The following is a 12,410-nucleotide window of genomic DNA, read 5'->3' on the forward strand; positions in this document are numbered from 1 at the left end:
TTGTCTATGGTCGTCGGTTTACAGAACCGCAATCGGAATGCCCTCATGAGTGTCGCCTTCACCAAGGAAGAGAGTTCGGAGACCGCAGCAGAAACCCATCTGCCGGATCGCCCAATCTCACCTCATCCAAACCTCGTGACGGCAGAAGGCATGAGGCTGCTTGAGGCTCAAGCCGAAGATGCCCGCGCCGCCTATCTCGCCGCGCAGGCGGTCGAGGACATCAACGAGCGCCGCCGCCAGTCGGCCGTGCCCTATCGTGATCTGAAATACCTAACCGAACGGCTGCGCACGGCGCAGGTCATCCCCGCGCCGGAGAGCAATGCCGTGGTGGCCTTTGGCAGCACGGTGACCTTCGAGCGGGACGACGGACGTGTGCAGACCTACCGCATCGTCGGCGAGGACGAGGCCGACCCGAAGACCGGCTCCATTTCCTTTGTCTCGCCGGTCGCGAGTCGATTGATGGGCAAGGCTGTGGGAGACGTTGTGACGGTCGGTGACCAGGAATTGGAGATTACCGCGATCGGGTGACGGTCGGCACCGCCCGCACCACCGTCATCCTCGGGCTTGTCCCGAGGATCCACTGCCGTCTGCTGGAAACTCAACGCTTCAGGCGACCGCTGCGCCCGCTCGGCATTTATCAACCGTCCTCCTGCAGCCGACTTCGGTAGATCCTCGGGACAAGCCCGAGGATGACGACCATTTGAAACTAAAAGAGGCCGGCACGCTTTCGCGCCCCGGCCCCTGCCTCATCGAGAACCGCGAAATCAAACGTAGCGGTTGACCACGTTTTCCAGCAGTTCCTGCTTGCCGGAGACCGGCTTCGGATTGACGTTCTGGGCTTCGACGCGGGCGGCGATGGCATCGAGGCTTTCCTCGCCACGCAGCATCTTCTGGTTCTCCGGCTTGTCCCATCCGGCATAACGCGCGCTGAGCGGACCAGACAGGGCCTTGTCCTCGATCATCTTGGCAGCAGCCTTCAGACCACGGGCGCAGCAGTCCATGCCGCCGATGTGGCCGATCAGCAGGTCTTCAGCGTCGAGCGACTGGCGGCGCAGCTTGGCGTCGAAGTTGGTACCACCGGTGGTGAAGCCGCCGCCGGACAGAACCTGATAATAGGCCAGCGCCATTTCCGGAACATTATTCGGGAACTGGTCGGTATCCCAGCCGGACTGGTAGTCGTTGCGGTTCATATCGATCGAGCCGAAGATGCCGAGCGCATTGGCGAGCGCCAGCTCGTGCTCGAAGGAGTGACCGGCCAGGATCGCGTGGCCCTGCTCGATGTTGACCTTCACTTCCTTTTCGAGACCGTAGTTCTTCAGGAAGCCGTAGACCGTTGCGACGTCGTAGTCATACTGGTGCTTCGACGGCTCCTGCGGCTTCGGCTCGATCAGGATCGCGCCCTTGAAGCCGATCTTGTGCTTGTATTCGACCACGAGGTTCAGGAAGCGGCCCATCTGGTCCATTTCCTTCTTGAGGTCGGTGTTGAGCAGGGTTTCGTAACCCTCGCGACCGCCCCACAGCACGTAGTTTTCACCACCAAGCTTAAGGGTTGCGTCCATGCAGGTCTTCACGGTCGCGGCTGCGAAAGCGAAAACATCCGGATCCGGATTTGTGGCCGCACCCGACATGTAGCGGCGATGCGAGAACATGTTCGCCGTGCCCCAGAGCAGCTTGACCCCGGTCTGTTCCTGCTTCTTGGCAAAGTAGTCGACGATCTCGTTCAGGTTCTTGGTGTTCTCAGCGAAGCTGTTGCCCTCAGGGCGAACGTCCGCATCGTGGAAGCAGTAATAGGGCGTGCCGAGCAGCTGAAAGAATTCGAAGGCGACATCGGCCTTCAGCTTCGCCGCATCCATCGTGTCCTTGAACCACGGGCGCTCAAAGGTATTGCCGCCGAACGGGTCCGTGCCCGGCCAGACGAAGGTGTGCCAATAGGCAATCGCAAAGCGCAGATGGTCTTCCATGCGCTTGCCGAGAACGACTTCGTCCGGATTGTAGTGGCGGAAGGCCAGCGGATTGGTGCTGCCTTCGCCTTCATATTTGATCTTCTGGATATTGCCGAAGAAACCTGTGCTCATGGGTAGTCCTCCTTGGTGTGTTGTGACCACCCTCCCCTTGAGGGGGAGGGTCGGACCGTAAGGTCCGGGGTGGGGTGATGGCTTCGCGGCCCCTCATCCGCGTGCCGGCACCTTCTCCCCGTGAACGGGGAGAAGGACTTGCGCCGCCACCGTTACCGTCCCCTCTCCCCGCCTGCGGGGAGAGGGTCAGGGTGAGGGGCAAATCTTTCAAATCCCTCGGATCGCTGGATAAAGCGCCCGGTAGCGGCCATAGGCCGTCTCATATGCCGACGTGAGATCCCTGACCGGCTCCACCGTCTCCGCCGTTTCCGGCGCGGTGCAGACCGAAAGCGGATCGGCTCCCGTCGCGGCGATCAGGCCAAGACGAGCCGCACCGAAAGCCGCGCCGAAATCGCCGTCGGCGGGAATGTCGACCGGCATGTCCAGTGCCGTCGCAATCGAAGACAGCCAGTAGCGCGAGCGCGAACCACCACCTATCGCCGTCACGCGGTCGATCCTGGTGCGGGCGGATTTCAGTGCCTCGAGGCTGTCACGAATGGCGAAGGTCACCCCTTCCAGCACCGCCTGGGTCAGCACCGTGCGGTCGCTCTCATGGCCGAGCCCGATAAAGGCACCCCGTATCTTCGCGTCATTGTGCGGCGTGCGTTCGCCCGAGAGGTAGGGCAGGAAGGTCACCCCTGTCGGTGCCTTCAGCGCATCGCCGAGTTCACCGGTCAGTTCGCCCGCGGATTTGCCGGTCACGGTAGAATGCCAGTTCAGCGCGTCAGTGGCCGAAAGGATGACGCCCATCTGGTGCCAGGTCTTGGGCAGAGCGTGGCAGAAGGCGTGCACGGCACTTTCCGGCTTCGGCAGATAGGAGGCGTTGGCGGCAAAGAGAACACCCGATGTCCCGAGCGAGACGAAGGCCTGGCCTTCCGCAACGGTCCCCATGCCACAGGCGGAGGCCGCATTGTCCCCTGCCCCACCGGCGACAACGACGTTGGAGCCGAGGCCCCATTTTTCCGCCAGCTCGGCGCGCAGGGTGCCGGCGCGATCCGTCCCCTCAACGAGACCCGGCATCTGCTCGACGGTCAGGCCCGTGGCCTCCAGCAACTCGCTCGACCAGGCGCGCTTGCCGGTATCGAGCCAGCTGGTGCCGGCCGAATCCGACATGTCGGAGAGATATTCACCCGTCAGCCAGAGGCGCAAGTAATCCTTGGGCAGGAGCACTTTGGCCACCTTGCTGAAGGTATCGGGCTCGTTGTTCTTCACCCAGGCGAGTTTCGGTGCCGTGAAGCCGGGGAAGACGATGTTGCCGGTCAGCGCGCGAAAGCGCGGATCGGCGTCAAGACTTGCTGCTTCCGCATGGCTGCGCGTGTCGTTCCAGAGAATGCAGGGCCGCAGCACCCGATCCTTCGCATCGATCAGTGTCGCGCCATGCATGTGGCCGGAAAGGCCGATGCCCTTCACCGCTGCCAGTTCCTTCGGATGCGAGGCCTTGAGCGCAGCAACGGCCTCTTCCGTGGCGCGCAGCCAGTCGCCCGGCGCCTGCTCCGACCAGCCCGGATGCGGCCGCTGTACGGTCAAGGCCGCGTGACCGACACCGATGACACGCTGCTGATCGTCGATCAGCATGGCCTTCACGCTTGATGTGCCGAGATCCAGTCCGAGATACATGAATAACCTCCCATTGCTCTGCCTCTCAGGGCAGATTGTCCTTCAAGAATATGTCGATACGAATGCGCTCTTGGGCAGCCACGACCGGCAGCCCGTCGGCTTTGGCTTTCAGCACGCGAATGGCGCTGCGCACCTCATGACCCGCATCCTGGTTGAGGACGGCATCGATCAAGCCCGATTGCAACGCCGCTCGCGTCGTTTCAGTCAGCTCGTGTGCCACGACCACAGGGCGCCGATCTTCCGGTCGCCGCCGAAGCGCCCGGATGAGACCCCGGTTGCCCGCCCCAAGGCTGTACAGAGCAACGATGTCGTTCTGGATCGCGAACATCTCAGAAACGAGCCGCTCCACGACATCGGGATCGTCACGCCCCTCCAGCACAGGCATCAGGTTGAGATGGGCGAAATCCGAAGCCATGACGGACGCGAAAGCTTCGTAGCGTTCACGATGGTCGCGTACCAGCATTGAGCCTGCCAGCACGGCAACCTTGCCCTGTCGACCGCCGGCGAAACGACCGAGAAGGCTGGCGGCGGTGCGCCCCGCCGCTGTATTGTCAATACCCGCATAGTGATCGCGCTGAGACCCCGAGAGGTCCGAGACCAGGGTCACCAACGGTATGCCGGCAGCGACCACATCGGCTGCCGCAGCCGCGACCTCGGGCGCATCGACGGCAACGAATGCAATGCCCGCGGGCTGTTCCGCCGCCGCATCCCTCAGCGCTTCGGCAAGGGCCGGCCCGTCAAAGGCCGGCACATCAACGAGACGGATCGCAACGCGCTCGACGCCGGCGCGGTCTCGCGCCTCGTCGAGCGCAAGCCTCAAGCCCCGCATGAAGGAATTGTCGTTGGACGGAATGAGGAAGGTCAGCGAATAAGTCCGACCCTTGGCAAGATTGGCGGCCGCCACATCCCGCACGAAACCGAGTTCAATCACAGCCTGGTCGACCTTCTCCCGAGTGCGCGCGCTCACCCCCGGACGCCGGTTCAGCACCCGGTCGACGGTGGCCAAGCTCACGCCCGCACGGTTTGCGATGTCGTGGACGGTTGGCTTCATACTCTCCTCCGGCGCCTTTCCTACACCAGAGGATGAGGTACGTAAATCAGAATTCGATGTACGTACCTCAGTTTTTTTCGGGTCACCGTATCACGGCATACCCATGAGCTTAAGGCAAGGCGGCCGCCTCGATGAGATACGTCATGCGCCCTCCCACGACCTCCTGGCGAAATGCCAGATAGTAGGGTGGCAAGGAAATCGGTAATCGCTCCGCGCGATCCACCGCCATCGCCTGCGCAAAGGTGTCGGGATCCGTCGCCTGAAGGGTCACGGTGTTTCCCTCGGCGCCGACGATACGCAGTGGAATGTCGCCCGGCATCCGCGCGAGAAAGGTCGCAGCAATATCGCCTTCCATGTAACCCGACAGTTGCAACATGGCGGTCAGGTCGTGGTGGAATGCCGTTTCATCCCGCGCCTTGTTGTTGTGCCAGGAGCACAAGGGCATCAGGTAACAGGTGCCGCCGTCATCGACTATTCCATCGGAGTTGGGGGTCATGTGTCCCCCGACATTGAACTGCGGGTGCGTGGACTGTCCGCCTGGTAGCGGAGAGGTGACGTAACACGGCCCGTTTATGCCGTAATGAATCAGCAGACCCTTCCAGCTTAAATTGTCAATCTCCGGATCGCCGTCGCTGCCGTCGACATTGTAGAGGGTCCCGGAATAGTCCACGCGCGCGGCGCCAGTGGATTCTAGACGAATCCCCGTATAGCGTTTGGCGAACTCCACCAGTTTCTGCACTGCAATTGGTTCACTCATCTGCATGCTCCTCTGTTGGCCACCCCGACGGAATGTCGGTGCGCCACCTAGAATTACACGCAAAAATAGATTAGTAAATCTATTGCAACCTAATGTCCGGCACCGGCGGGCGCAGCCGCCTTCGGCTTCTTCAGAAGAAGCGCCATGAAAACGAGGCAAGTGAACAGCACCGTCAACCCCATGAACACGTCCATGAAGGACAGGAGCCAGGCCTGTTGGGTCACCATTCCCGACAGTTTCTTGACGGCCACGGCAGTACCGTCGAGGCCGTAGCTGTCGTAATTGGCGCCAACGCTGGCCAGCCAGTCCAACGCCGCCCGATTGCTCCACGACACCTGCTCGGAGAGACGCGCATAGTGATCGTCGGTGCGCTGCGTCAGCATGGTGTTGATGATCGCCAGCCCCACGGCACCACCGAGGTTTCGGGTGAGGTTGAAGAGGCCGGAAGCATTCTTGATACGGTCCGGCGGCAGTGTGCCCAGCGCCAGATTGTTGATCGGCACCATGCAGATCATCAGCGAGCAACCGCGCAGGATCTGCGGCACGAGCAGTTCGTAGAAATCCCAGTCGGGAGTAATGCCGGTCATGAGATAGGTGCCGAGCGCAAAACCGGCAAACCCGATCATCATCATCGCGCGCGGATCCATCTTGTTCGAGAGGATACCGGCCACGGGCGCCGTGAGGAACATGGCAGCGCCCGACACGAACATCGTCTCGCCGATCATCATGGAGTCGTACCCGCGGATACGCCCGAGATAGAGCGGGTAGAGATAGGTCAGCCCGTAGAGCCCCACCCCCATGACGAAGGAGAACAGTGACCCGAACGCGAAGTTCGCGTTGGAGAAGGCCCGAAGATCAACCACCGGCAACTGCGCCTTGAACACGCGCCGAAAGAAGACCAGTGCACCCACCGTCATGGTGATCGTGCCGATGACAATGTGCTGATCGTTGAACCAGTCCTTGTTGTTGCCTTCCTCCAGAACATATTCGAGCGAGCCGAGGAAAATGGCCATGGAAGCCAACCCCCACCAGTCGAAGATCTTGAAGAGTTTCAGATCCGGCTTGTCGAAATCGATCAGGCTCCACGCCGCCGCCGCGACCAGCATGCCCGGGATCACGTTGATCAGGAACAGCCAGTGCCAAGACATGGCATGGCTGATATAGCCGCCGATCGTCGGCCCGATGGTGGGCGCGAGCGTGGCAACCAGCCCGACCATGGGCGACACGATGTTACGCTTGGAAGGCGGGAAGATCGTGAAGGCGGCCGCGAAGACGGAGGGAATCATGCCGCCGCCGATAAAGCCCTGGATCGCCCGGTAGACGATCATCTGCTCGATATTGGTGGCGGTCGCGCAAAGCGCGCTGGACAGCGTGAAGCCGGCCGCGCAGATCGTGAACAGCACGCGGGTCGACAGGATGCGCGCAAGCACACCCGACAACGGGATCATGATGACTTCGGCGATCAGATAGGACGTCTGCACCCACGCGACTTCATCCGAGCCGGCACCAAGGCCCGCCTGGATTTCGGCCAGCGAGGCAGAAACGATCTGGATGTCGAGGATCGACATGAACATGCCGAACACCATGGCGAGAAATGCGAAGACCCGCCTTGGGTCCATGCGCTCATCGACGCCCGACTGACCTGCAGCAGACGAGACCGGAGCAGCACCCGGGGATGTAACCGTGGCCATGGGCGGCCCTTTCCAGACGAGACCCGACCGATATATTTACTGCTTGGCAGCGACCGCTTGCGCGTCCGGTGCCGTGCGGGTGTCAACGTCGACGATGACACTCAGGCCCGCGCGCAGGTGACCACCCGCCAGCGCATCCTTTGGCAAGGCGATCCGCACCGGCACGCGTTGAACGACCTTGGTGAAGTTACCGGTCGCGTTCTCCGCCGGCAGCATCGAGAAGATGGCACCCGAGGCTGGAGCAATCGACGTGACGGTTCCTTCCAGCGGCTCTTCGCCATAGGCATCGACATGGATCGAGACCTTGGAGCCAGGCACCAGATGGGCGATCTGCGTCTCCTTGAAGTTGGCCTCGATATAGAGCTCACTGGTCGGCACCAAGGCGGCGAGCCGCTTGCCCGCCGAAACCAGGTCGCCCGCCTGGACGGCAAGGTTGCCGACGACACCGTCATAGGGTGCCTTCAGGACGGTAAAATCGAGGTCACGCTGCGCCTTCTGGATGGCGAGATCCTGCAGGCGGACAGTGGAGAGCGCTTCTTCGCGCTGCGCCTTCAACAGGCTGAGATTGGCCTCTGCCGAAGCGACGGCTGCTTCACCGGCAACGAGGTTCGCATTGGCCTGATCGAGCGCGACCTTCGCATTGTCGAGATCGGCCGTCGTGCCGACAGATTTGGCAGCGAGATCGGTCGCCCGCTTCGCGGTGATTTCGGCGCCGCGAACGGACGCCTGAAGCGCGCCGAGCTGGGCCTTGGCCTGCGCCACGCTGGCCTCCCCGCCGGTGATCTGTGCATCGATCCGCTTGACGGCAAGTTCCGCGCTCTGCTTGCTCGCGACGGCCTGGTCATAGGCGATGCGATAATCGCCGCCATCGAGCGTGACCAAGGGGTCACCGGCATGGACGATCTGGTTGCTGTCGACATTCACCTTCTCGACATAACCCGAGATCTTCGGCGAGATGATCGCGATGTCACCTTCGATATAGGCGTCTTCGGTCGACACCATGAAGCGGCCATTGGTCCACCACTCATAGCCGTACCAACCCGCACCCGCGAGCAGAACGGCGAGCACCACCGGCAGCACCGGGCTGCGGCGTTTCTTGGGTTGCCCAGCCTCGCTGACAGTGGCCGTCTGGGCCGCAGCGGCCGGCTGCGCCTCGGCGGAAGGGGTCCCTGGTTCGAGCTGCGTCTCGGACGCATCTTCATTCCGTTCAAGGGGACTGGAGGTGGAACGAAGGGCGGTGGATCTGTGCGTCGCGGACATGGGCTGAGAACCAGGGATTGGATTAATACTTTCGAACTGAACCGTTCGGTTCGATTGACATATAGACTTCCGTACCTCATATCAAGGGGCAAGAAGGAGCTGAAAGCACACTCCAATCGCGTAGCGTTAAGATTTGGACAAATCATGTCGAAACTGAGCATTGACCAGCAGATGATACCGGAATCCATGGCCGCCCCGACGGCCGGCATGGGCCGGTTTGCCGCGGGCGCCGACCCGATCAAGCGCGGCCAGATTCTGGACGGCGCGCACCGCGTGTTCATGAAGATGGGCTATGACGCGGCGAGCATGAACGATGTCACGCGTGAAGCCGGTGTGTCGAAGGGAACGATCTACGTTTACTTCCAGAGCAAGGAAGAACTCTTCGCCGCCTTGATCGAGCGCGCCAAGGGCCTCTTCGCCGAGAGCATTCGCGACCTGCTGGCCCATCAGCCCGATCCGGAAGAAGGCCTTCGCCAATTCGGATTGGCCTTTATCCGCCAGATCTTTCAATCCGAGATGATCCCGGCCATGCGGATTTTGCTCGGCCTCGTCGACCGCATGCCGACGCTCTGTCAGCGCTTTTTCGCGTCGTCGCCCAGCAATGCGCGCACCATCCTGAAGGATTATCTCGACGCGCATGTTAAGTCTGGCTACTTCGACATCGCCGACACCTCCATGGCGGCCATGCAATATATCGAGCTTGTGACGGGGGCCTACATGAAGGGCCGCCTGTTCAACGAGATCGCCGAGACGCCGCCGGCCGAAGAGATCGACCGCGTGATCGACGGCGGTCGCGCCGTCTTTATGGCCGCATACAGGCGCAAGCCCGACGCTTCCTGAGGCATTGCCACTGGGGTGGCCTTGCCAACTGCGATGTTTTGCCCCACATCCACCGTCGCTGACCCTCGCGCACGGAACCCATAAACATGCAGGACTATCTTCCGCTTCTTCAGGACCCCACTGCCTGGGTCGCTCTGGTGACACTCGTGGTGATGGAGGTCGTGCTCGGCATCGACAACCTGATCTTCATCTCGATCCTGACCAACAAGCTTCCGGAAGAGATGCGCGAACGCGCCCGCCGCATCGGCATCGGCCTCGCGCTGATCATGCGCCTCGCTCTGCTCGGCACCGTCGCCTGGATCGTCCAGCTGACCACGCCGATCTTCGAGGTTTTCGGCCACGGCTTCTCCTGGAAGGACCTGATCCTCATTGCCGGCGGTCTCTTCCTGGTCTGGAAGGCCACCAAGGAAATCCACCACAGCGTCGATCCGGTCGACCATGAAGAGGATTTCATCGCCTCCTCGGCCACGACCACCTTCGCCAGCGCCATCGGCCAGATCCTGCTGCTCGACCTGGTCTTCTCGATCGACAGCATCATCACCGCCGTCGGCATGACCCCGCATCTGCCGATCATGGTCATCGCCGTCATCGCTGCGGTTACGGTCATGCTGGTGGCCGCCACGCCGCTTGCGAATTTCATCGCCAAGAACCCGACCGTCGTCATGCTGGCACTCGGCTTCCTGCTGATGATCGGAACCACGCTGATCGCCGAAGGCATGGGCTTCCACGTGCCCAAGGGCTACATCTACGCCGCCATGGCCTTCTCGGCGCTCGTCGAGGTCCTCAACATGTTCGCCCGGCGCAAACGCGCGAGCGACCGCAAGGGCAAGACCACGCTGCACTGAGCTGGCTCTCCCGCATCCTGCTCCGCCCGAAGCGCGCTTCGGGCGGACATTCTTGTTTGACGGAACCCATTGCCGCGGTGATCATTGGACGCAATGATCGAGAGCCGCATCCCGCCGCCGGAGCACCATGACCTACGAGCAAATCCTCGCCTTCGGCCTGATCGCCGTGATGATGGCGGCCTTCCTATGGGAAAAATTCCGCTATGATGTGGTCGCCTGCGTCGCCCTCATCGCAGCAGTCTCCCTTGGCCTGCTTCCTGCCAAGGACGCTTTTTCCGGGTTTTCCGATGATCTGGTGATCATCGTCGGCAGCGCGCTGGTCGTCAGCGCCGGTGTCGCCCGCTCCGGCGTCGTTGATCTCGCCATTAAGAAGTTCTTCCCGGCGCTGTCTTCGCTACACGGTCAGATGCTGTTGCTGCTGATTACCGTCACGGTCCTCTCCGCCTTTATCAAGAACATTGGCGCACTCGCGATCATGATGCCGGTGGCTTTCCAGTTCGCTCGCCGTTCAAACGTACCGCCTTCAGTCTTCCTGATGCCCATGGCCTTTTCGGCCCTGCTCGGCGGGTTGATGACCCAGATCGGCACCTCGCCCAACATCGCAGTCTCCCGCCTGCGGCAGGAACTGACGGGCGAACCTTTCACCATGTTCGACTTCACGCCGGTCGGCGCGACGCTTGCCGTCGCCGGCATCATTTTCCTGATTTTCTTCTACTGGCTGGTTCCGCGCCGGGAGAACCAGAACCCCTCGCTGCAGGAAGCGCTGGAAGGCTCCAGCTTCGCCACGGAAGCGCACATACCGCCGCAGTCACCCTTCATCCAGAGGCCGCTGCACCAGCTGCTCAAGATCGCCGAGGGCGAGGTCACCGCTTCGGCTGTGCTGCGCGGCGAGACCCGCCTGTCGCCTTTCCCGGATATCCTGTTGCACGCGGAAGATATCCTGCTGCTCGAGGGCCCTTCCGAGGCGCTGGACCGGATCGTCTCCCAGGCCAACCTCAGCCTGGCCGGCAATGTCAGCCCGCGCGCCGGACGTGGCGATCTCTCCTCGATCGAAGCCGTGATCGGCCGGGGGTCCCCGCTGATCGGACAGACGGCTCAGGAGCTGTCGCTCGTCCACACCTACGGCGTCAATCTGCTGGCCGTCAGCCGGCAGGGCAAGCGCATCCGCGAGCGGCTGGGACAACTGACCCTGCGCTCCGGCGACGTGGTTTTGCTCCAGGGCCTGCGCGCGCAAATGCCCTCGATCCTGACCGAACTCGGCTGCCTACCGCTTGCCGAGCGGGAGATCTTGCTCGGCACCAGCCGAAACGTGCTGATTCCGCTCGCGATCCTCGTTATCGCGATGGGAGCGACCGCTCTCGGCATCGCGCCCGTCGCCATGGCCTTCTTCACCGCCGCGCTGGCGATGGTGGCCTTCGGCGTGATCCCGGTCAGCGAAGTCTACCGAGCAGTTGACGGGCCTATCTTGGTCATGCTGGCGGCCCTCATTCCCGTGGCAGACACGCTGCGCACATCGGGCGGTAGCGACGTCATCGCCGGCTGGCTCAACACGGTGGCCGGCGGACTGCCGGCTTGGGGTGCCGTCGCCATGATCCTGCTGACGGCGATGGCCGTCACGCCCTTCCTCAACAATGCCGCCACGGTTCTCGTCATGGCACCGATCGCCGCGAGCTTTGCGACCGGCCTGGGCTACAAGCCCGAAGCCTTCCTAATGGCAGTCGCGATCGGTGCGGGCTGCGACTTCCTTACCCCGATCGGTCACCAGTGCAACACGCTGGTCATGGGGCCTGGAGGATACAGGTTTTCGGATTACCCAAGGCTCGGTCTACCGTTGTCGATCTTGATCGTGCTGGTTTCCGTGCCGGCCTTGCTGATGGTCTGGCCGGTCAACTGACCGGCTCGAAACGCAAATACACGCAAAGAAAAACCTGCGTCGGCGGGACGCAGGTTTTCCTTGGGGCGGGGACTTGGGGGAGAGCGCAGGCCGGACGGTTAAGGGGCTCGCCTGCCATTTCGTTGGCCACGGAAAGAAACCGGAAAAACTCCCGTGTTCCCCATATCCCGTCGCGTCCGGTTGGCACGGCCTGCGCTCTGCCACTAGAACGCGGGCAAGGGCTTCGGGTTCCGCACCTCTAAAGATTTTTTTGACGATTTTTTCGGAGAGCCTCCAGAGAACCTCGGCATCAGTGGTTTTTCTTGACGCAAAGGCCTGAATATGGCCTAAGGCCACCCGGT

The 12,410-nt window shown here is 62.0% G+C and carries 10 protein-coding genes; 4 read left to right on the forward strand and 6 right to left on the reverse strand.

Annotation, left to right across the window (positions count from 1 at the left end; translation table 11 throughout):
* Positions 1-45 precede the first annotated feature (45 nt).
* Positions 46-528 (forward strand): transcription elongation factor GreA, encoded by a 483-nt coding sequence (gene greA, locus ACT53S_RS12355; protein ID WP_113376450.1) that lies wholly within the window; start codon positions 46-48, stop codon positions 526-528.
* 236 nt (positions 529-764) lie between these two features.
* Here greA and xylA read toward each other — a convergent pair whose 3' ends face one another.
* The 6 genes from xylA to ACT53S_RS12385 all read right to left on the reverse strand — a co-directional run bounded on the left by xylA (position 765) and on the right by ACT53S_RS12385 (position 8,490).
* Positions 765-2,075 carry a xylose isomerase gene (gene xylA / locus ACT53S_RS12360; protein ID WP_476067194.1) on the reverse strand — a complete coding sequence of 437 codons (1,311 nt, stop codon included), beginning with the start codon at positions 2,073-2,075 and terminating at the stop codon, positions 765-767.
* A gap of 207 nt (positions 2,076-2,282) precedes the next feature.
* Positions 2,283-3,731: a xylulokinase gene (gene xylB, locus ACT53S_RS12365; protein WP_476067195.1), complete on the reverse strand. Its 1,449-nt coding sequence runs from the start codon at positions 3,729-3,731 to the stop codon at positions 2,283-2,285.
* Between the two features lie 25 nt (positions 3,732-3,756).
* The gene (locus ACT53S_RS12370) at positions 3,757-4,782 is read right to left on the reverse strand and encodes a LacI family DNA-binding transcriptional regulator (protein WP_476067196.1); all 1,026 of its coding nucleotides are present in this window, start codon (positions 4,780-4,782) and stop codon (positions 3,757-3,759) included.
* Between the two features lie 109 nt (positions 4,783-4,891).
* Positions 4,892-5,539, reverse strand: coding sequence for a hypothetical protein (locus ACT53S_RS12375; RefSeq protein ID WP_476067197.1), 648 nt, complete (start codon positions 5,537-5,539; stop codon positions 4,892-4,894).
* An 89-nt stretch (positions 5,540-5,628) separates the two neighbouring features.
* On the reverse strand, positions 5,629-7,230 hold the full coding sequence (locus tag ACT53S_RS12380; RefSeq protein ID WP_476067198.1) for a DHA2 family efflux MFS transporter permease subunit: 1,602 nt from the start codon (positions 7,228-7,230) through the stop codon (positions 5,629-5,631).
* Positions 7,231-7,266: 36 nt separating this feature from the next.
* A complete protein-coding gene (locus ACT53S_RS12385; RefSeq protein ID WP_476067199.1) occupies positions 7,267-8,490 on the reverse strand; it encodes an HlyD family secretion protein in 1,224 nt (407 codons plus the stop codon).
* A gap of 144 nt (positions 8,491-8,634) precedes the next feature.
* Here ACT53S_RS12385 and ACT53S_RS12390 point away from each other — a divergent pair, with 144 nt between their 5' ends.
* From ACT53S_RS12390 to ACT53S_RS12400, 3 genes are all read left to right on the forward strand, one after another.
* The gene (locus ACT53S_RS12390) at positions 8,635-9,330 is read left to right on the forward strand and encodes a TetR/AcrR family transcriptional regulator (protein WP_476067200.1); all 696 of its coding nucleotides are present in this window, start codon (positions 8,635-8,637) and stop codon (positions 9,328-9,330) included.
* 86 nt (positions 9,331-9,416) lie between these two features.
* The gene (locus ACT53S_RS12395; protein ID WP_476067201.1) at positions 9,417-10,175 is read left to right on the forward strand and encodes a TerC family protein; all 759 of its coding nucleotides are present in this window, start codon (positions 9,417-9,419) and stop codon (positions 10,173-10,175) included.
* Between the two features lie 127 nt (positions 10,176-10,302).
* Positions 10,303-12,069, forward strand: a complete 1,767-nt coding sequence (locus tag ACT53S_RS12400) for an SLC13 family permease (protein ID WP_113376458.1) — start codon at positions 10,303-10,305, stop codon at positions 12,067-12,069.
* The last annotated feature ends 341 nt before the right edge of the window (positions 12,070-12,410 follow it).

This window comes from Allorhizobium sp. DMC15 (genome assembly GCF_056314065.1).

What these genes read in the sequence shown, in the direction of transcription:
- ACT53S_RS12395 (WP_476067201.1), top strand. Translation starts at nt 9,417, where the DNA reads ATGCAGGACTATCTTCCGCTTCTTCAGGACCCCACTGCCTGGGTCGCT.
- xylB (WP_476067195.1), bottom strand. Translation starts at nt 3,731, where the DNA reads ATGTATCTCGGACTGGATCTCGGCACATCAAGCGTGAAGGCCATGCTG.
- ACT53S_RS12400 (WP_113376458.1), top strand. Translation starts at nt 10,303, where the DNA reads ATGACCTACGAGCAAATCCTCGCCTTCGGCCTGATCGCCGTGATGATG.
- ACT53S_RS12385 (WP_476067199.1), bottom strand. Translation starts at nt 8,490, where the DNA reads ATGTCCGCGACGCACAGATCCACCGCCCTTCGTTCCACCTCCAGTCCC.
- ACT53S_RS12375 (WP_476067197.1), bottom strand. Translation starts at nt 5,539, where the DNA reads ATGAGTGAACCAATTGCAGTGCAGAAACTGGTGGAGTTCGCCAAACGC.
- greA (WP_113376450.1), top strand. Translation starts at nt 46, where the DNA reads ATGAGTGTCGCCTTCACCAAGGAAGAGAGTTCGGAGACCGCAGCAGAA.
- ACT53S_RS12390 (WP_476067200.1), top strand. Translation starts at nt 8,635, where the DNA reads ATGTCGAAACTGAGCATTGACCAGCAGATGATACCGGAATCCATGGCC.
- xylA (WP_476067194.1), bottom strand. Translation starts at nt 2,075, where the DNA reads ATGAGCACAGGTTTCTTCGGCAATATCCAGAAGATCAAATATGAAGGC.
- ACT53S_RS12370 (WP_476067196.1), bottom strand. Translation starts at nt 4,782, where the DNA reads ATGAAGCCAACCGTCCACGACATCGCAAACCGTGCGGGCGTGAGCTTG.
- ACT53S_RS12380 (WP_476067198.1), bottom strand. Translation starts at nt 7,230, where the DNA reads ATGGCCACGGTTACATCCCCGGGTGCTGCTCCGGTCTCGTCTGCTGCA.